Genomic DNA, 19,490 nt, shown 5'->3' with positions numbered 1-19,490 from the left:
GACAGGCCCCTTCGCGCCGCGTCGGGCGCGAAGGGGCCAGCCGGTTATTCACGCTTGCCCGTTATTCGCACTTGTAGGTGACGCTCTGGCCGCAAGGCTGGCCGGTGGGGGCGAGCTTGGTGTTCAGCACCCACCCGACATTGTCGTTCTCGTCGGCGACTTCCCACCACAAGCCGTTCTTGTTGCCGGTGGGATAGATCACCGCGCCGGCCGGCAGGGTGCGGAGCACCTTGCCGTTCGCGGCGGCCGTGCTGCGCAGGGCAACGGGCGCCTGCGCGGTATAGGTCTTGGCCGGCGCTGCCTGGGCGGTGCCCGCGCCGCCCGGGGTCACCAGGCCAAGCTCGGTGACCATCTTCGCATAGGCCTGGATGAACGCGAGCGTCACGATCCGTCCGATATCGGTGTTGTCATAGCCGCCGCCGACGACACCGCCGCCGATGCCACCGCCGAAACCGCCGCCACCGCCGCCGAAGGACAGGCTGTTCTTGGCTGCATAGCCGTCAGTCGTCGAGATCGTTTCGGTCGTGCGGACGTTGGTGAGCGAGAGAACGGTGTTCGCCTCCATCTTGCGCGAGCTGATGCCGCCGACGATGCCGCCCAGGCCGCCGCCCAGCAGACCGCCGATTCCGGCGCCGATCCCGCTGCCGCTCGAATTCCTGTTGGCGGCCTGGACCTCCGCGACCAGCACGTAATCCGCCGCCTTGATCTGGCCCTGGCCGACGTTCGACTGGCGCTGCAGGCCGAGGCCGCCGCCAATGTCACGCTCGCGCTGGGCGGCGCTCAGGCCGGACCCGCGATCGACCAGGTTGAAGCAGCCCGAGCGCTGCACCAGCACCTTCAGCAGTTTCTGCGGAGCGGCCAGCTGGAACTGAGTCCAGCCCGAGGGATCGTCACCGTCCATCACCGAGACGGTCCCGAGCTTGCGCGTGCAGCGCGGCACGTCAGTCATCATCTGTTCCTGGGTACGCTGCGTCTTCGACGCCCGCGCCTGACCGCCACCGGCGAATGCTGGCGCTCCCGTTGCCACCAGCGCAACAGTCGCGACACCGATCATCAGAATACGCATTGAACTTTCTCCCCAAACACCATTCTTCATGCCTTCAAAAGGCGTGAATTCAACCCCGCCCCGGATAGGCCCGGACGACGGCGATCCTCCATGAAAATGCCTGGCCAGGACCCCCGCCGGCATCGTTTGTGCGCGGCTTCTACCAAAGCCCTCTCCGATGCGGTAGGCGATTTTGCGACATGGCGAAGACATGTGCGACGGAAAGTCGACGCTGAGTCGATCGCAGCGACGAAATCGCGGCAGGGCGTTCGGGCGACGCATGAAGCGAGACCCCCTTCGCATCCGGCGTCGCGGCTGCTAACGCGCGTCCGATCATGTCAACCGACCTTTCCCGAATCCGCAATTTTTCGATCATCGCCCATATCGATCATGGCAAGTCGACGCTTGCCGATCGCCTGATCCAGGCGACGGGCGGCCTCAGCGACCGCGAGATGTCCGAGCAGGTACTCGACAACATGGATATCGAGCGCGAGCGCGGCATCACGATCAAGGCCCAGACGGTACGCCTCGCCTACAAGGCGAAGGACGGGATCGAGTATGAGCTCAACCTGATGGACACGCCGGGGCATGTCGACTTCGCCTATGAGGTGAGCCGCAGCCTTGCCGCGTGCGAGGGCGCGCTCCTGATCGTCGACGCGGCGCAGGGCGTCGAGGCACAGACGCTGGCGAACGTCTATCAGTCGATCGAGCATGACCATGAGATCGTGCCGGTCATCAACAAGATCGACCTGCCCGCCGCCGACCCCGACAAGGTGAAGGCCGAGATCGAGGAGGTGATCGGCCTCGACGCGTCCAATGCGGTGCTTACCTCGGCCAAGTCGGGCATCGGCATCCAGGACGTGCTCGAGGCGGTGGTCACCCGAATCCCGCCGCCGAAGGGCGATGCCGACGCGCCGCTGAAGGCGATGCTGATCGACAGCTGGTACGACCCCTATCTTGGCGTCGTTATCCTGATCCGCGTGATGGCCGGCGTGCTGAAGAAGGGCCAGCAGATCAAGTTCATGCAGACGGGCACGCTGCATCTGGTCGACCGGGTCGGCTGCTTCCGCCCCAAGATCGAGCAGCTGACCGAGCTTGGCGTGGGCGAGATCGGCTTCATCACGGCTCAGATCAAGGAAGTGGCGCAGACCCGGGTCGGCGACACCATCACCGATGCCAAGCGCCCCGCCGCCGAGCCGCTGCCCGGATTCAAGGAAGTGCAGCCGGTGGTGTTCTGCGGGCTGTTCCCGGTCGACGCCAACGATTTCGAGAAACTGCGCGAGAGCATTTCCAAGCTGCGGCTGAACGACGCCAGCTTCAGTTTCGAGATGGAGACCAGCGCCGCGCTCGGCTTCGGTTTCCGCTGCGGGTTCCTCGGGCTGCTGCATCTGGAGATCATCCAGGAGCGGCTGACCCGCGAATATGATCTCGACCTGATCACGACCGCGCCATCGGTGGTCTATCAAATCGAGCTGACTCATGGCGGCGGGCATATCGAGCTGCACAACCCCGCGGACATGCCCGATCCCAACAAGATCGAGAGCATCGCCGAGCCGTGGATCGAGGCGGTGATCTATGTGCCCGACGAATATCTCGGATCGATCCTGAAGCTGTGCCAGGACCGGCGCGGCATCCAGAAGAACCTGACCTATGTCGGCGGTCGAGCGCAGGCGACCTATGAACTGCCGCTCAACGAAGTGGTGTTCGATTTCTACGACCGGCTGAAGAGCATCAGCCGCGGCTATGCCAGCTTCGACTATCACCAGATCGGCTATCGCGAGGGCGACCTCGTCAAGATGGGCATCCTGGTGAACAACGAGCCGGTCGACGCGCTGAGCATGATCGTCCATCGCGGCACCGCCGAGGCGCGCGGTCGCGGCATGTGCGAGCGGCTGAAGGACCTGATCCCCCGCCATTTGTTCAAGATCCCGATCCAGGCCGCGATCGGCGGCAAGGTGATTGCGCGCGAGACGATCGCGGCGATGCGCAAGGACGTGACCGCGAAATGCTATGGCGGCGACGCCAGCCGCAAGCGCAAGCTGCTCGACAAGCAGAAAGAGGGCAAGAAGCGGATGCGCGAGTACGGTTCGGTGAGTATTCCGCAGGAAGCGTTCATTGCCGCGCTGAGGATGGGCGACGACGCCTGAGCGCCCGAGGCCGGGGAGGGGATTGCGCAAGCAATCGCCGAACTGGACGCGCACGGTGTCGTCGCCGGCCGGCGACCGGTCGAGCTTGTCCTCGACCGAGTCGTTCGACGACGCGGCTTTGCCGCGGCGCCACCCATCCTCCGTCCCGATTTTCCCGCTTTCGTTTTTTCTTCCGCTGTTATGTTGGATTTTCGCCCGGTTATTTCCGCGCGATTTCAACGGCCTGACATATGCTTTCCCTGTTACGCGATAACAGCGGAAAATCGCGCTGTTATTCGGCAAACTTTTCCCCTGAGCGCGGCGAATCTTCGCGGGAATCTCCCCTGTTCGATTCAATGTTGCACCGGGATCGGGTCTTGAGGGAGCCGGGTCATCCATGGCGGCTGCGTGACATGGCGGAGCGGAAGTGTGAATCGAGAGCCGATAATGCGGGTGACCTTCCGAGGGCGGTATCTGTCGCGTAGCGGAATGACGTGTGTGTTCGGGTGCGTATCGCTACGCTGGTTACCTTGGCTGGCGCCAATAACCCAGGATGACGCATGAGCGGCCTCAACACGACGATATGGCTGATGCTGGCTGCCGTCCACCTCGGCGTTATCTTCCGCGCGATCCTGCTGGACGGACGCGACGCCTATGCGCGAGCGGCGTGGCTTCTTCTCCTTCTCGCGCTCCCAGGCATCGGTACGGTCCTGTATCTGCTGTTCGGTGAGCCGTGGATTTCCGCCGCGTTTCACCGGCGCGCGCGCGACGCTTATGAAGCATTGTTGCCCTACGCTCCGCAGACGGTGAGCAACACGCTATCTCCCACGACCGAGAGTGCCTTTCGCACCTGTGAAGCGGCGAGCCAATGGTCCGTGTCGATCGGCAATATGGCGGAGGTCGCATCCGGGGCCGATGCGGCGATCACCGCAATCGTGGCGGATATCGACGCCGCCACGCACACTGTCCACCTGTCCTTCTATATCTGGCTGGGCGATCACAGCGGCACGAAGGTCGTTGACGCGGTCTGCCGCGCGGCCAGGCGCGGAATCATATGCCGCATCGTCGCCGACGCCATCGGCTCGCGCGCGTTGATCCGGTCGCATCAGTGGAAAAAGATGCGCGAGGCGGGGGCTCGCCTGTATGCGTCGCTACCGGCCCCGCTCGGTCTGGGCTTCCTCGCTGGCCACCGCATTGACTTGCGCAACCATCGCAAAATTATCGTGATCGATGGCCGGATAACCTGGTGCGGCAGTCAGAACTGCGCTGATCCGGCGTTTCTCCCGAAGCGCAAATTTGCACCGTGGGTCGACATCATGGTTCGGTACCGAGGACCCATCGCCCGGCAGGCCGAGCTGATCTTCGCCTCGGCCTGGATGGCTGAGACCGGTGAGGACATGCGGGCGGCGCTGGCCATGGATCTCCCGGAAGCCCTGCCGAACGGATTTCCAGCGATCGCGGTCGGGACCGGGCCATTGTCGCCTCACGCAACGATGACAAACATCTTCGTCGCCGTCCTGGCCGCCGCGCGCGAGCAAGCGGTGATCACCACCCCTTACTTCGCGCCCGACCCACCGCTGCTCAACGCGATCATCGCGGCCGCGCGACGCGGCGTGCGGCTCACCATCATCTTCCCCCAGCGGAACGACAGTCGCATCGTCGGCGCCATCAGCCGCGCTTACTATCCCGTTCTGGCCCGGGCAGGCGCCCATATCCACGAGTTTCGCGACGGCCTGTTGCATGCGAAGACACTGGTCGTCGACGATGTGCTGGCGCTCGTGGGCTCGGCAAATATGGATCGCCGCAGTCTCGACCTCAACTTCGAGAATAATGTGCTGTTCGAATCCGCCACCCTCGCGACTGAAGTAAGCGAGCATCAGCAGCGCTGGCTGGCCGAATCAATTGAGATCGATCGCGACTGCTTGGCGGAGCGGTCGCTGCCACGCCGCTTCGTCGACAACCTCCTGACGATGGCGGCACCGCTGTTCTGACATAAGCTGCCCAGTGTTTCGCTGTTGAAGGGCTCGTAGAGCGACGTTCACGCCTCTCCCGGCTCACCCAACTTCTGCCATTTGTCGAGCTTCCGTTTTTGGCACGGAATAGCCGGCAGCTGCCTATCCGCTTTTGGAAGCCGAGTTCTCAATAGCTGCCGTTCTCGCGAAAGCTCGAATACACGCCCGTAAACCCCTTCCGCGTCAGTCAAGCGTTTGGCAAAATCAGTCCGCTTCGTGCATGAAGAACGCAAGTGGCATCAGTCGACATCGTTGATCCAAAGTTGTTTTGGCGAACCAGTGAATTGACGACCGACGCAGCTGTCAAACCAGAAGGGGTGGTGCCTTGAACTGGGCTCTAGGGGGTAAAAAGATGCACAACGTCATTCTTGCTATAGTCGCGAGCGCGTCCGCACTGGCGACACAGGCAACTGCCGCGCAAGAGCAGACCGGCGGAGCCCCCACGGAAGCGGCGCCGATGACAATCGTCTATCCGGACAAAGGACCCTCCGGTATGTCCGATCTTCCAATGGGGGCCCATCGCATCCCCGACAGCAATGTCATCATTTCGGGACATCAGAAAGGCGGCGCGTTAGGCTCCGTTTTCGGCATCTTCGGCATTCTGGTGCAGAGTGCGGCCAACGCCGATGCCGGCAAGGGGGCTGTACGGAATGTGCAGGATGAGCTCCGCTTCGACGTGGCGGCAAAGGCGGCCGATATGACCCAGACCATCATGGCGGGCGAGAAGTACAGGCAGAAATTCACGCTGTCGCCCAACGCGGGTGGCGGTACGCTCTCGGTGGTGCCTTATGTCGTGATCACCTTTGTGAACGAGACCGATGCTCGCCCTTATGTCGTGCTGAAGACGACGCTCAGTTCCGGATCGCCGGGTGGATCCCGAATGATAAAATATTTCTGCTGTGAAGGTAAGGCGCTGCCGCTTGCTGGAGAAAATGGCCTGTCTGCCAATAACGGGGAACGCCTGAAGGAGGTTCTGATGTCGGAACTTGAGACAGCCATCCAGGTGATGCTTTTGGATCGTTCGCAGCCCTATTCCAGAGATAATCGGACGAAGATTGCAGCCAAAGGGTACTTTCCCTTCGTAGGTAAACCGATCAAGCTCAAAGGATATGATATAGGGCGATATAACGACCATTTGCTATTTGAAATTCCTGGAGGGAGTGTGTTTGGCGGTGTTAATATTGCGGAGCAATCTTCGCTGGAGATCGAGGCCGGGAATGCAAAATGAATGGTTGATGCTATGATGGTCTAGGATCCGTCCGAGAAGTCGCGTTTCCTGACCAATCCGCAAATCGGTCATTTGCCGCCATCGTCTCCACCTGAACGAATGTCGGCTTTTGGGCACCGGCTGCGGGCGCTGAGTGACCGCTGTTCGGCACGTTGACATCCATCCATATCCAAGATGTCCGTGCGGCGAAGTCAGCGTAGTATAAGTCCAAAGGACACGGGCGGGACACAGTGCTCGAAAAGCCGCGATGGCGGGCCTCCCAGTCAAATAGCCTCAACAGCCGACAGCGATGAGCGGCCATTGCATCGGGCGAGGCATCGGGCGACAAGCGCGCGTTCATCGGGAGACCTAAATGCGCACCGTTCTCGCCTTGTTGCTGCTTTCGACCACGCCGCTCGTCCACGCCGCCGCCCCCGCACCGGCACCGGCCGCGAAAGCCGGGGTCAGGGATGCGGCGCTGCTCGAGTTCCTCGATCATGCGTTCGACGAGCAGGTGGCGCTCAGCCCGGAACGGCAGACCCAGCTCGGCTTCAAGACCGATTACGGCCGGCTCGACAATTATACCGACGCAGCGGCGGTGCGGCAGCTGGCGCTGACCGAGCGGCAGCTGAAGGAAATGCATGCCCGTTTCCGCCCCGAACAGCTCAGCGAGAGCGCGCGCGTCAGCTACCGCCTGTTCGAATATGAAGCGGCGCGCGGCGCCGAGGAATTCCAGTTCCGCAACCTCCGCTTTCCGGTCTCGACCAATGGCAGCCCGGCGGGCGAGATTCCGGTCCTGCTGATCAACAACCACAAGATCGACAGCGTCGCTGACGCCGAGGCCTATATCGCGCGGCTGCGCGATACCGATCGGGTGATGGGCGAGGTCGTGGCGACCATGCGCGAGCAGGCGGCCGCCGGCATCGTGCCGAACAAGGTGAATTTCGCGCCGGCGCGAAATGACGCCCGCAAGATCATCACCGGCGCGCCGTTCGACACGGGCCCGGATTCGACGCTGATGGCCGACTTTTCCAAGAAGGTCGCTGCCCTGAATGCGCCGGCCGACGTCAAGGCGAGGCTGCTCGCCGATGCCCGCGCCGCGCTGACGGGGCCGTTCCGCCATGGCTATGACGCGCTGATCGCGGCGCTCGACGAGATCGAGCCGCAGTCGAAGGGCAATTTCGGCGCGTGGAGCCTGCCGAACGGCGCGGCCTATTATGCCGACCGGCTCAAGGCCTCGACCAGCACCAGCCTGACCGCCGACCAGATCCACGAGATCGGCCTGCGCCAGGTAGCGGCGATCAGGCAGGAGATGGAGGCGATCAAGCGGCAGGTCGGCTTCGACGGTACGCTCGAGCAGTTCTTCGACCATATCCGCACCGACCCGCAGTTCAAATATCCGAACACCGATGCAGGCCGCGAACAGTATCTGAGCGACGCCCGTGCGGTGATCGCGTCAGTGATGGTGGTGGCACCGCGCTTCTTCCGCACCCTGCCCAAAGCGCCGCTCGAGGTGCGCGCGGTGGAGAAATGGCGCGAGGCGACCGCGCCGACCGCCTTCTACAACCAGCCCTCCGCCGACGGATCGCGGCCCGGCATCTATTACGTCAACCTGGTCGACATGAACCAGACGCAGAAGGTGCAGGTCGCGGCGATCGCGAGCCATGAGGGCGCGCCCGGACATCATTTCCAGATCGCGCGCCAGCAGGAACTGGCCGGCATCCCGAAGTTCCGCAAGTTCGGCGGCTACGGCGCCTATATGGAAGGCTGGGGCCTTTATTCGGAGCGGCTGGCGGACGAGATGGGCGTCTACAAGGACCCCTATTCCCGGTTCGGCATGCTGTCCCTGCAGGGCTGGCGGGCGATCCGGCTGGTGCTCGACACCGGCATCCATTCCAAGCGCTGGACGCGCGAGCAGGCGATCGCCTATTTCCACGCGAACAGTTCCGTCTCCGACACCGACATCGCCCGAGAGGTCGACCGGTATTTCAACTGGCCGGGACAGGCGACGAGCTACATGGTCGGCCAGCTCAGGATCGCCGAACTGCGCAAGCGCGCCGAGACGGCGCTTGGCTCACGCTTCGACATCCGCGATTTCCACGAGGCGGTGCTGAGCCAGGGCGCGCTGCCGCTCGACGTTCTCGAGGAGCAGGTCGACCGGTACATCGCCGAGCGGCGACGCGAGAAATAAGGGGCGCCCGCCGGCACGCCGGCGGGCGCAGCGAGACCGGGTTATCTTGCGCCGGTGCGCCGGGAATAGACTTTCTGGCCCGCCGGCCCGAACGCCATGACGCTATAGGCCTGTGGCGCCGTGCCCGGCACTTCCATCCCGGCCGAGCCGATCGGCATGCCGGCGACCGCAAGCCCGGCGACGCCGCGCGGGCGCTGGGCCAGGACTCGCTTCATCTCGGCGATCGGGACATGCCCCTCGAACGCCATGCCGTCGACGATTGCTGTATGGCATGACACGAACTGCGCGGGGATGCCGTACCGCGCCGACAGCGTCGCGCGGTTGGCGTCGTCGACCATGCGCATCTGGCGCTTGAACTCGGCCCTGACCTGCGCGGCCCATTTCTCGCAGCAGCCGCAGCCCGGGTCGCGGTGGACGACGATCGGGCCTGCGGCCATCGCCGTCGCAGGGACCGCGAGGGCAAGGGCGGTCGCCAGCATTCGGATCGACTTCATTGCATGTCTCCTTTCAAGGGATGCTTCCACCCGGTGCCGTCAGAACCAGGCGCGCACGCCGGCCACGAAGCTGGTCGAGGATGGGCGTTCCCCGGCGGCGCGGGCGAAATCGGCGGTACGGCCGAGACTGCGATCCCAGGAGATGCCGACATAGGGGGCGAATTCGCGCGCGAGTTCGTAACGGAGCCTGAGGCCAAGCTCGATGTCCGACACGCCGGCGCCGATGCCGTTTTCCGGCACGTCCTGCGCCGCCAGGTTGATCTCTGCGCGGGGCTGAAGGATCAGGCGCTGGGTGATGCGCTGATCATAATAGCCCTCGACCCGCCCGAGCAGGTCGCCCTTGTTCGAGAGGAACAGCGCGCCCTCGACCTCGGACCAATAGGGGGCGAGCCCCTCGACGCCGATGGTCGCATAGGTGCGCGACGGATCGGGCCGGATGTCGTGGCGGATACCGGCCTGGAGGTTGAAATAGGGGCCGACCGCGCGGCTGTAGAGCGCCTGGACCTCGGCATGCCCGACGCCTTCGCCGAAGCTGCCCGATCCTTCGGACTTGACGACGAGCCGGTCGATGTCGCCGCCGAACCAGCCCTCGGCATCCCAGCGGAAGCCGTTGCGGCCCTTGTTGGCCTGATATTCCGCGAGGTTGAACATGATCTGCGAAAAGGTGGCGCCGCCATGTTCGCGGCGCACCGTGTCGCGCGCGCCGCGCATCGCTTCGCTGCCCCAGATGCGATCGGCATAGTCAGCAGCGGGCGCGGCCGGCGCCGGCGCATTGCCCGGGGGGAGGGCGGTCCCGCCCGCACCAAGGTCCGGGGCTGCCTGCTCCATGCCCGGCATCGACGCCATGTCCTGACTGGCAGGAGAGAGCGCCGCAGGGGCAGGGCTGGCCGGCGTGCAATGGCCCATTGCCGCATGTTCGGGCGGGCATTCGGGGTCGGTGGCGACCGGCGTCGCCGGCGCGGCGGGCCGGCTCATGCCGGGCATCGAGGACATGTCGTGGCCGGCATGGGGATCGGTCGGCGTTGGTGCTGGCGGGGTCGATCCGGCGGGGGTGCAATGCCCCATCGCCGCGTGCTCGGGCGGACAATCCGGCGTGGCGATGGGCACGATGGGTTTACGGGCCGCTTTGCTGACGGGTTTTGCCTTTGGTTTCCCGGACCGCGTCGCCGGTTTCGCCTTCGGCTTAACCTTGGCCGGCATGGCCATGCCCGGCATGCTGGAATGATCCATGGTCTGCGCTGCCGCGGGAGGGGCGAGGGCGATCGCCGAGGCGGTCGCGAGGAGCAGGAGCGGGCTCATGCCTGCTCTCCCCCGCGCGGCCGAACGGTCACGACCTGCATCATGCCGGCATGCATATGGTAGAGCAGGTGGCAGTGAAACGCCCAGTCGCCGACGGCATCGGTAGTGACATCGAACGTCACGGTGCCGCCGGGCTGAACCTGCACGGTGTGCTTGCGCGGAGCGTATTCGCCGTGCCCGGTCACGAGTTCGAAGAAATGCCCGTGGAGATGGATCGGGTGGCCCATCATCGTATCGTTGACCAAGGTGACCCGGACCCGCTCGTCCTTCAGGAACGGGATCGGGTGCTTCACCTCGTTCAGCTTCTGGCCGTCGAACGCCCACATATAACGTTCCATGTTGCCGGTGAGGTGGATCTGCATCGCGCGATCGGGCGCGCGGACATCCGGGTTGCGATCCACCGCGATCAGGTCGCGATAGACCAGCACCTTGTGGCCGACATTGCCCAGGCCCTGGCCCGGCTCTCCGGTGCGGTCGACTGGCATCGGCGAGATGGTCTGGACGGTCGGCGTCTTGCTGACGCCGGGCGCGTTGGAGAAATCGCGCATCGAATGCTTCATGCCGCCTGATCCGGCCGCGCCGTGGCCCATGGCGGCATGGTCGACCACAGGTGCTCCCGCGGGAGGGGTGGGGGTGCAATGGCCCATCGCGGCATGTTCGGGCGCGCAGGCTGACGCCGGGGCGGGGGACGCGCCGTGATCCATGCCGGGCATCGCCGCCATGTCGCCCCCAGCCATATCCCCACCCATATCCATGCCCATGTCCTTCATGGTGGCGATGGGGCGCTTGCGCAGGGGCGGCACCTCGGCCGCCATTCCCGCGCGCGGGGCCAGCGTGGCGCGGGCCATGCCCGAGCGGTCGACGGTCTCGCCGACCAGGGTATAGGCACGGTCGTCGACGGGCTCGACGATGACGTCATAGGTCTCGGCGACGGCGACCTGGATCTCGTCGACGGTCACCGGGCGGACGTTGAGGCCGTCGGCCTGCACCACGGTCAGCCTGAGGCCGGGAATACGGACGTTGAAGGTCGTCATCGCCGAGGCGTTGATGATGCGCAGCCGCACACGCTCGCCCGGCGTGAACAGGGCCGTCCAATTGTCCTGTGGGCCGTGACCGTTGACCAGATAGGAATAGGTCGATCCCGTCACGTCGGAGACGTCGGTCGAATCCATACGCATGCCGCCCCAGGCCAGGCGGTCCTTGAGCGGCTGGTCCTTGCCGGCGAGGAGGCCGGCGAGCGTCTGTTTCTGGTAGTTGAAATAGCCGCCCTGAAGCTTGAGCTTCTTGAAGATCATATGGGGGTGGAGCTGGCTATGGTCGGACAGCAGGACGACATGCTCGCGGTCCGACCTGATCGGGTCCTCGCTCGCCGGATCGATGACGATCGGGCCGTAATGGCCGAGCTGCTCCTGCAGGCCCGAATGGCTGTGATACCAATAGGTGCCGACCTGCCTGACCGGGAATTCATAGGTGAAGGTCGAGCGGGGCCTGATGCCGGGAAAGCTGACGCCGGGAACGCCGTCCATCTGGAACGGCAGGATGAGTCCGTGCCAGTGGATCGAACTGTCCTCGTCGAGCGCGTTCTCGACATGCAGGCGGACGGTCTGCCCTTCGCGCAGGCGGATGAGCGGAGCCGGCACGGTGCCGTTGACGCCGATGGCGTGGCTTGTCCGGCCGTCGATGGCCAACATCTGGTGGGCGATGCGCAAATGGATGTCGTCGCCGGACACGGTCGGCAGGGGCCGCACGATGCCGGCTGATACCGGCTGAGCCCAGGCCGGGAACCAGGGGGCGAGAGCTGCCGTCCCGCCCAGGGCGGCACCGCCGCGCAAAAGGGTCCGGCGGTCGATCAATGCGGTCATTTCAGGTCCTGCGGGTGGATGAGTCATGGAAGATACGCGGGCCCTCCGGCCAGCCCTCGAAAAAACCGGGCAGATAGTCCGGAGGGTCAGGCCGTGTCGCCAAGCCGATCCGCCAGCTTCTGCCGTGCGCGGTAGAGACGCGTCTCGACCGCCTTTTCGCTGATCGCGAGGATGCCGGCGGTCTCGGCCTGGGTCAGGCCCTCGATCGTGCGCAGCACCAGCACTTCGCGCAGATTGCCCGGCAGGGTCGCGAGCGCCGCCGCGACTCGATCGAGTTCCTGCCGGTCAGCGGCCTGCGTCTCGATTGACGGGACATCGTCCGCGGCGTCCAGGGCATGGTCGAGCGGCAGCACCACGGAGATCAGGCGGCGGACGATCCGCCGCCGCCGCCAGTCGCGCGCCTTGTTGATCGCGATGCGTGCCAGCCAGGCGCGCATCGGCCGTGCCGGATCATAACGGCGCAGCGCGTCGTGGGCGGAGACAAACGCTTCCTGGACGACATCGAGCGCTTCCTCCTCGTCGCCGATGAGCCGTGCGACCAGACGGTGGAGCGGCGCCTTGTGCCGGCGCACGATCTCCGCAAAGGCGCGGCGCTGGCCCGCCAGGCACAGGGCGGCGAGCTCGCCGTCCGACCTGTCGGCAATCCCGTTGCTCACCGCGCGTCTTCGGTCAGCGCCCTGGTGACTGCGGCGTCGAACGTCGCCGTCTGATCGGGCCGGAGCAGGCCCCGCATCGCGAAGATATGCGCCAGCGTTTCCTTCTGCAGCTCGCCCATGGTGCGGTGCGAGGCGTCGACCGCGGCCGAGACGCCGGGACCATTGCCATGTTCGGCGGCGATCGCCCGGGCGAGGCGGGCATTCTCGGCGCGCATTTCCCCTTCGAGTGCGCGGCGGCGCACCGCGAAACCGTCCTCCAGCACGTGCAGCCGACGTTCCTGATCAGCGTCGAGCGTCAGCTGGTCGTGCAGCACGGCGTGGAGATCCACCCCGGACTGCACCGGTGCGGCAACGAAATGCCGACCGACCAGCACGCCCGTGACGGCGGCGGCAAAGGCGAGGATCGCGACGAGGGCGAGGCGGAACGGAGTCATTGCGTGCCGCCCAGCAAGGCCGACGGCGCGAGTGGGCTTGGCGCGCCAAGCGGCGACAGAGCGGGCGCGGCCCGCGCGGCGGACGATGGAATGGCGTTGCTGACCAGTCCCAGGACAAGCGCCAGGCCAGTGGCGGCCAGGGTCGCGCCCGTGCCGAGGCCTGACGCCGGCTGGCTCGAGATCGCGCCCAGCACGCGGTCTTCCAGCCCGGCAAGGCCTTCATGCGGCGTGGCCGAGGAAAGGCGCGCCAGCGCGTCGTCGATATTGTTGCCCATGATCTGCCTTTCTGTCCCGCCCGATACGCACCGCAGGATAAAATCCCTCGGATTCGGGTGAGGGGTGTGTGCCGCTGTCGCGTATCGTCCGAGTATATTCCACAGGAGTTCGACATGAAGTTCAATCCGGCCGTTGCGATCATTGCTGCCCTCGTCTCCGCGATGGCGCCCGGCGCAGCCCTGGCGCACCCAAGGCTGGTCGCCGCGGTCCCCGCCGCCGACGCGACGGTCGCGCGGACGAGCACCGTCAAGTTGACCTTCAGCGAGCGGCTGATGCCGGCGTTGTCGAGCGCGACGCTGACCATGACGGGCATGCCGGGCATGGCCAATCACGGGCCGATGAAGATGACCGGCGTGACGAGCGCCATCGGGGCCGACGGCAAGTCGATCGTGCTGACCATGGCGAAGCCGCTTCCGGCCGGCACCTATCGCGCCGACTGGATCGTGGTCAGCGCTGACACGCACCGGATCACGGGCGCGCACAGCTTTTCGGTAAAATAGGGTGTGAGCGGCTGGGTGCAGATCGGACTCAGGTTCGGCGTCTATGCCGACCTGATGCTGTTGTTCGGGCTGGCGGTCTATCCGCTCCACGGGCCCCGCAGGCACCCGCGCATCCGGCCGCGAGGGATTTTAACGACGCTGGCGGGGCTCGGGCTGGTCCTGAGCGCCGCCGCTTTCGTTGCGATGACAGCTGAGATGGCAGGCGTGCCGATCGCCGGCCTCGACCGTGAAACGATGCGCTTCGTGCTGGTGGATACGGCGCCAGGCGGCGCGTTCCTTCTGCGGATGGCGGCGCTGGCCATCGGGCTCGTGCTTGCCCTGACGATACGGAGCGAAGTGGCGCGCTGGCCCGTCGCCATGATGGCGGCGTTCGCGCTCGCCACGCTCGCCTGGACCGGGCACGCCGCAGTCGTCGAGGGGGTGTGGGGCGCGATCCATCGTCTGTCGGACGCCGTGCACCTGATGGCGGCGGGGGCCTGGGTCGGGGCGTTTGCCATGCTGCTCGGCATGCTCGCGTCACCCTTTGACAGCGAGGCGGCGGTGGCCGATGCCCGGCTGGCCCTTGACCGCTTCGCGGTCGCCGGTTCGGTGCTGGTCGCGCTGATCGTCGCGACCGGCGTGATCAACATCGGGATGATCGTCGGCCCGGCAGCGCTGCACCTCCTGCCGGACACGGCATATGGCCGGCTGCTGATCGCGAAGCTGCTGCTGTTCGCTGCGATGCTCGCCTTCGCGGGCGCCAATCGCTGGCGTCTCGTGCCGAAATTTGCTGCAGCGCAAACGCCCCGGGATATCGGGGAAGTCGCGAGGGCCCTGCGCACCAGCATCCTGCTCGAAACCGGCGCGGCGACGATCATCCTCGCCCTTGTCGCGTGGTTGGGGACGCTTGCACCGCCTTCGGTGGCGTAGCGCTGGACAGGGGCGCCGGACAGGGGCGCCGAACAGAAGTGGTGAAACCGGAATTCCGGTGTTGCAGTCGGGCAACACACTTTCGGAAAAGACCCGGGTCGCGGACCATATTGTTGCATTTTTGTTGCATTGCATCACGGAACAAATAGGGGTCGCCCCGCCGTCAACGAGCGGCCAATTCGATAAACAACTCCACCGGGGGAATATATGAACACCAAGTTTCTTTTCGCGTCCGTCGCGGCACTCGTCATCGCCACGCCCGCCATGGCGCAGGACGAAGCGCCTGAATTCAAGGGCGGCGCACGCGTCGAGGCGCGTATCGGCGTCGACGATGTGGTGCTGAAGGCCGGCGGCGAAAGCGCTTCGAAGGTCGGTTTCGCGTTCGGCGGCGAGGTCGGGTACGACTATGCCACCAACTCGGGCTTCGTCATCGGCGCCTATGCCGGTATCGAAGGCGCGACCACCAAGAAGTGCGCCCGCGTAACCACCAATAACGAGGTCTGCCTGAAGGCCGGCCGCAACATCACCGCGGGCGTGCGCGCCGGTGGCGTCGTGCGCAGCGGCCTGCTGTACGTGAAGGGCGGCTACACCAATGGCCGTGCGACCGGAACGTATCGCAGCATCACGCCGGCAGCCAGCAGCTCCGCGAGCGGCAACCTGGACGGCTGGCACGCAGGTGCCGGTTACGAGCTGCCGGTCTCGGCGAACACCTATGCCAAGATCGAGTATCTCTACACCCACTACAGCACCGGCAACGACTTCGGTGCGGATATCGGCCTGCAGCGTCACCAGGGCCTGATCGGCTTCGGTTACCGCTTCTGATCGACCGGTCTACGGACAAGGGAGGGGCGGCAGCGATGCCGCCCCTTTTTTTGTGGGCGGCGATCGGGGAATGAGTGCGGATGTCAGATGCCGCCCCGCCATGGACGAGCAGCTCGCCGCCCTGCCACTGACTTGATTTCGCGGGAGCAGGTCACGCGAGGCGGAAGCTCTCCCGATACCGAAGCGGGCTGAGTCCAAGCCGGCGCTGGAAGACGCTTCGCATCTGATCGGGTGTCGCGAATCCGCAATCGAAGGCGACAGCCTTGAGCGCGAGATCGGTCGCTTCGAGCAGGTTGCGCGCTTGATCTAGGCGGACGCCCTCGACGAAATCATGGGGCGTCACCCCGAGTTCGTTGACGAAGAGTCGCGCGATGTTGCGCACGCTCGTGCCGGCGATCTGGGCGAGCCGCTCGACGGGAAAGGGCTCCGTCAGATGCTTCATGACATAGCCGCGCGCTTTGCCGACCGGGGTCGTCGGGTCGCTTGGCGGCAACAGCAACGGGCTGAACTGGGATTGACCACCCTGCCGCTGCGCCACCACGACGAGGCGCTTGGCGCAGGCGAGCGAGACTGCGGCGCCGTAATCCTCGCTCACGAGCGCCAGCGCGAGGTCGATTCCCGCCGTTACCCCGGCGGAAGTCACAAGGGCCCCGTCACGCATATAGATACGGTCATGCTCGACCCGGGCAGCGGGGAAAACGCGCCGCGAGCCGCGCGGCATTCTGCCAATGGGTGGTCACGGTCCGGCTGTCGAGCAGCCCGGCATGGCCGAGCGCGAAGGTGCCGGTGCAGATCGAGCCGTAACGCCGTGCCCGCGCGCCATGACTGCGCAGCCAACGCGACATCGTCTCGTCAGCCGGGGCGTCGGGTAGGGCAGGGCCGCCAGCGACCAGCATTGTGTCAAACGGACGCGTCGCCTCGGCGAAGCTCAGATGCGCGGCGAGCATCATGCCGTTCGAAGCGGCGATTGGCGCGGTCCGTTCCGCGACCAGGAGGCAGCGATAGCCGACATCGGGCGGGAGAAAGCCGTTCGCTTCCGCGAAGACATCCAGCGGGCCGGCGACATCAAGCGCCTGCACGCCTTCGTGGATGACGATCGCGATTTCCTTCTTCGGCATTGACCTTCCTGCCTTTCATCGCCCGAGCGCGAGAATGGTCGATCACTGTGATCGACCCGTTCCCAGAACGGGCAGCTTATCGCGCAATGTTGGCCGGATTTCGATGATCCGTATCATTGCTGCCAACGCCATCGGCTGGAATATTCAGGCGGCCGGGCAGGGGTTCCCAATTCCCCATCCCCAACTCCCGCCCGGCACCACGGTATCGATCGGCGGGCCCGGGTCATGCGTGCGTTTATGCGCGGGTGATGCCGTGCGGCCATTAGGGAAAGGATCTACGATGGTCGAGAACAGGCGTTTCACCACGGCGGCCGGCGTGCCGGTGGCCGACAACACGAATATCATGACGGCTGGCCCGCGTGGCCCGGCGCTGTTGCAGGACGTGTGGCTGATCGAGAAGCTCGCGCATTTCGATCGCGAGGTGATCCCGGAGCGCCGGATGCACGCGAAGGGCTGGGGCGCCTATGGCAGTTTCACCGTCACGCACGACATCAGCCGCTTCACCCGCGCGCGGCTGTTCGCCGATATCGGCAAGAAGACCGATGTGTTCATGCGTTTCTCGTCAGTGGCCGGCGAGCGTGGCGCGGCCGATGCGGAGCGCGATATTCGCGGTTTCGCGATCAAATTCTACACCGAGGAGGGCAATTGGGATCTTGTCGGCAACAACACCCCGGTCTTCTTCTTCCGCGATCCGCTGCGTTTCCCGGACCTCAACCACGCGATCAAGCGCGATCCGCGCACGGGGCTTCGCTCGGCCGACAATAATTGGGATTTCTGGACGCTGCTGCCGGAGGCGCTGCATCAGGTGACGATCGTGATGTCGGAGCGCGGCATTCCGCAAAGCTTCCGCCATATGCACGGGTTCGGCAGCCACACCTTTTCGATGATCAACGCCGCCAATGAGCGGGTGTGGGTCAAGTTCCACTTCCGCTCGCGGCAGGGCATCGCCAACCTCGCCGATGCCGAGGCGGCGGCGATCGTCGCCGATGATCGGGAAAGCCACGGTCGCGACCTGTTCACCGCGATCGAGACGGGCGACTATCCCAGATGGACCTTGTTCATCCAGGTGATGAGCGAGGCGCAGGCGAGGGCGCACAAGCACAATCCGTTCGATCTCACCAAGGTGTGGCCGAAGGCGGATTATCCGCTGATCGAGGTCGGCGAACTGGAGCTCAATCGCAACCAGGAGAATTATTTCGCCGAGGTCGAGCAATCGGCCTTCTCGCCCGCCAATGTCGTGCCGGGGATAGGCTTCTCGCCCGACAAGATGCTGCAGGCGCGGCTCTTCTCCTATGCCGATGCGCAGCGCTATCGGCTTGGCGTCAACTTCAACCATATCCCGGTGAACGCGCCGAAATGCCCGTTTCATTCCTATCATCGCGATGGGGCGATGCGGACCGACGGCAATCTTGGCGGCACCACGAGCTATCATCCGAACAGCGCCGGGCTATGGGCGAACCAGCCTGATTTCAGCGAGCCGCCGATGCCGCTCGACGGGGACGCCGCGCACTGGGATCATCGCGTCGACGAGGATCATTACGAGCAGCCCGGCGATCTGTTCCGGCTGATGACGCCAGCGCAGCGACAGGCGCTGTTCGACAATACCGCGCGGGCGATGGGCGATGCCGCGCTCCACATCAAATGGCGCCACGTCGCGAACTGCACGCTGGCCGACAAGGCCTACGGCACCGGCGTGGCCGTAGCGCTCGGCCTCGAGCCCGCGACCCAGGCCGCGCAATGAACCCCTGACCGGAAGGACAAGCATCATGACCACTATCGACGGTATCACGATTCCCGACAGCCGCCTCGCTCGCGCGATCACCGAGTTCATCCGCGACACCGAGAGCGACCTGCTCTTCAACCATTCCAGCCGGGTCTATTTCTTCGGCGCGATCGCGGGGCGGCAGCGCGGTCTGACGTTCGACCACGAGCTGCTCTACGCTGCGACGATGTTCCACGACATCGGGCTGATGCCGTCGCACAGCAGCGCCGACCGCCGCTTCGAGGTGGATGGCGCCAATGCCGCGCGGGACTTCCTGACGAGCTACGATGTCGATCCGTCCGACGTCGAAAAAGTGTGGACCGGTATTGCGCTCCATACCACGCCCGGCGTCCCGGAGTTCATGCATCCGGTGATCGCGCTCACCACCGCCGGCGTCGAGATGGACGTGCTGGGGCTGACCTACGACCGATATCCCGATGAAATCCGCGAGGCGGTGGTTTCGGCCTTCCCGCGTACGTCGCGGTTCAAGGAGGATATCATCCAGGCCTTTTATGACGGCATCAAGCACAAGCCCGATACGACGTTCGGCAACGTCAAGGCGGATGTGATCGCCGACAAGGAAGCTCATTTCCATCGCGGCAATTTCTGTGCCGTCATCCGTGGATCGCACTGGCAGGCGTAAAATCGGCGGGCCCGGCTGACGACCGGGCTCTCCTGAACCTGGGTCCTGGTCCCGGTGTCGGGCGGGCGGGATGGGTGCGGGTCGATGGCGATGGCGATGGCGATGGAATGACGAGACCGCTCTGATTGCATTTC

At 65.1% G+C, this 19,490-nt stretch carries 18 protein-coding genes; 9 read left to right on the top strand and 9 right to left on the bottom strand.

All coding sequences use genetic code 11. The features are described from left to right. Window positions 1–61: 61 nt before the first annotated feature. Complete coding sequence (locus P0Y59_10285) at window positions 62–1,066, bottom strand: CsgG/HfaB family protein (protein WEK02040.1); 1,005 nt, start codon at window positions 1,064–1,066, stop codon at window positions 62–64. A 314-nt stretch (window positions 1,067–1,380) separates the two neighbouring features. On the opposite strand from P0Y59_10285, the gene lepA reads away from it, so the two are divergent. The 4 genes from lepA to P0Y59_10265 all read left to right on the top strand — a co-directional run bounded on the left by lepA (window position 1,381) and on the right by P0Y59_10265 (window position 8,581). After that, a complete protein-coding gene (gene lepA / locus P0Y59_10280; protein ID WEK02039.1) occupies window positions 1,381–3,192 on the top strand; it encodes a translation elongation factor 4 in 1,812 nt (603 codons plus the stop codon). Window positions 3,193–3,731: 539 nt separating this feature from the next. Continuing rightward, on the top strand, window positions 3,732–5,162 hold the full coding sequence (gene cls / locus P0Y59_10275) for a cardiolipin synthase (protein WEK02038.1): 1,431 nt from the start codon (window positions 3,732–3,734) through the stop codon (window positions 5,160–5,162). Between the two features lie 373 nt (window positions 5,163–5,535). After that, window positions 5,536–6,411, top strand: a complete 876-nt coding sequence (locus P0Y59_10270) for a hypothetical protein (protein ID WEK02037.1) — start codon at window positions 5,536–5,538, stop codon at window positions 6,409–6,411. A gap of 352 nt (window positions 6,412–6,763) precedes the next feature. Then, window positions 6,764–8,581 (top strand): DUF885 domain-containing protein, encoded by a 1,818-nt coding sequence (locus P0Y59_10265; GenBank protein ID WEK02036.1) that lies wholly within the window; start codon window positions 6,764–6,766, stop codon window positions 8,579–8,581. A 41-nt stretch (window positions 8,582–8,622) separates the two neighbouring features. Here P0Y59_10265 and P0Y59_10260 read toward each other — a convergent pair whose 3' ends face one another. The 6 genes from P0Y59_10260 to P0Y59_10235 form a co-directional block, all read right to left on the bottom strand. Further along, window positions 8,623–9,075: a DUF411 domain-containing protein gene (locus P0Y59_10260; GenBank protein ID WEK02035.1), complete on the bottom strand. Its 453-nt coding sequence runs from the start codon at window positions 9,073–9,075 to the stop codon at window positions 8,623–8,625. A gap of 39 nt (window positions 9,076–9,114) precedes the next feature. Next, window positions 9,115–10,374, bottom strand: coding sequence for a copper resistance protein B (locus tag P0Y59_10255; GenBank protein ID WEK02034.1), 1,260 nt, complete (start codon window positions 10,372–10,374; stop codon window positions 9,115–9,117). Further along, the gene (locus P0Y59_10250) at window positions 10,371–12,236 is read right to left on the bottom strand and encodes a copper resistance system multicopper oxidase (GenBank protein ID WEK02033.1); all 1,866 of its coding nucleotides are present in this window, start codon (window positions 12,234–12,236) and stop codon (window positions 10,371–10,373) included. Before P0Y59_10250 ends, P0Y59_10255 begins: the two co-directional genes overlap by 4 nt. Before the next feature lie 86 nt (window positions 12,237–12,322). Beyond that, window positions 12,323–12,892, bottom strand: a complete 570-nt coding sequence (locus tag P0Y59_10245; GenBank protein WEK02032.1) for an RNA polymerase sigma factor — start codon at window positions 12,890–12,892, stop codon at window positions 12,323–12,325. Next, window positions 12,889–13,326 carry a periplasmic heavy metal sensor gene (locus P0Y59_10240; GenBank protein ID WEK02031.1) on the bottom strand — a complete coding sequence of 146 codons (438 nt, stop codon included), beginning with the start codon at window positions 13,324–13,326 and terminating at the stop codon, window positions 12,889–12,891. The genes P0Y59_10245 and P0Y59_10240 overlap by 4 nt, the downstream gene beginning before the upstream one ends. Further along, on the bottom strand, window positions 13,323–13,601 hold the full coding sequence (locus P0Y59_10235) for a hypothetical protein (GenBank protein ID WEK02030.1): 279 nt from the start codon (window positions 13,599–13,601) through the stop codon (window positions 13,323–13,325). Before P0Y59_10235 ends, P0Y59_10240 begins: the two co-directional genes overlap by 4 nt. A gap of 114 nt (window positions 13,602–13,715) precedes the next feature. On the opposite strand from P0Y59_10235, the gene copC reads away from it, so the two are divergent. From copC to P0Y59_10220, 3 genes are all read left to right on the top strand, one after another. Continuing rightward, on the top strand, window positions 13,716–14,102 hold the full coding sequence (gene copC / locus P0Y59_10230) for a copper homeostasis periplasmic binding protein CopC (GenBank protein WEK02029.1): 387 nt from the start codon (window positions 13,716–13,718) through the stop codon (window positions 14,100–14,102). Window positions 14,103–14,105: 3 nt separating this feature from the next. Then, window positions 14,106–15,011, top strand: coding sequence for a copper homeostasis membrane protein CopD (gene copD, locus P0Y59_10225; GenBank protein WEK02028.1), 906 nt, complete (start codon window positions 14,106–14,108; stop codon window positions 15,009–15,011). A gap of 207 nt (window positions 15,012–15,218) precedes the next feature. Next, window positions 15,219–15,833 (top strand): porin family protein, encoded by a 615-nt coding sequence (locus P0Y59_10220; protein WEK02027.1) that lies wholly within the window; start codon window positions 15,219–15,221, stop codon window positions 15,831–15,833. A 151-nt stretch (window positions 15,834–15,984) separates the two neighbouring features. On the opposite strand, the gene P0Y59_10215 is transcribed toward P0Y59_10220, so the two are convergent. Then, window positions 15,985–16,494, bottom strand: a complete 510-nt coding sequence (locus P0Y59_10215) for a helix-turn-helix domain-containing protein (GenBank protein WEK02026.1) — start codon at window positions 16,492–16,494, stop codon at window positions 15,985–15,987. 10 nt (window positions 16,495–16,504) lie between these two features. Then, window positions 16,505–16,951 carry a DJ-1/PfpI family protein gene (locus P0Y59_10210; protein ID WEK02025.1) on the bottom strand — a complete coding sequence of 149 codons (447 nt, stop codon included), beginning with the start codon at window positions 16,949–16,951 and terminating at the stop codon, window positions 16,505–16,507. A gap of 280 nt (window positions 16,952–17,231) precedes the next feature. On the opposite strand from P0Y59_10210, the gene P0Y59_10205 reads away from it, so the two are divergent. Together P0Y59_10205 and P0Y59_10200 are read left to right on the top strand one after the other, a co-directional pair. Further along, window positions 17,232–18,692 (top strand): catalase, encoded by a 1,461-nt coding sequence (locus P0Y59_10205; GenBank protein WEK02024.1) that lies wholly within the window; start codon window positions 17,232–17,234, stop codon window positions 18,690–18,692. Window positions 18,693–18,717: 25 nt separating this feature from the next. Then, window positions 18,718–19,356, top strand: a complete 639-nt coding sequence (locus P0Y59_10200) for an HD domain-containing protein (GenBank protein ID WEK02023.1) — start codon at window positions 18,718–18,720, stop codon at window positions 19,354–19,356. The last annotated feature ends 134 nt before the right edge of the window (window positions 19,357–19,490 follow it).

It is taken from the genome of Candidatus Sphingomonas phytovorans (assembly GCA_029202385.1).
Lineage (GTDB): Bacteria > Pseudomonadota > Alphaproteobacteria > Sphingomonadales > Sphingomonadaceae > Sphingomonas > Sphingomonas phytovorans.
Note: the sequence above shows the minus strand (reverse complement) of the source record. Positions and strands in the feature narration are given on the sequence as shown.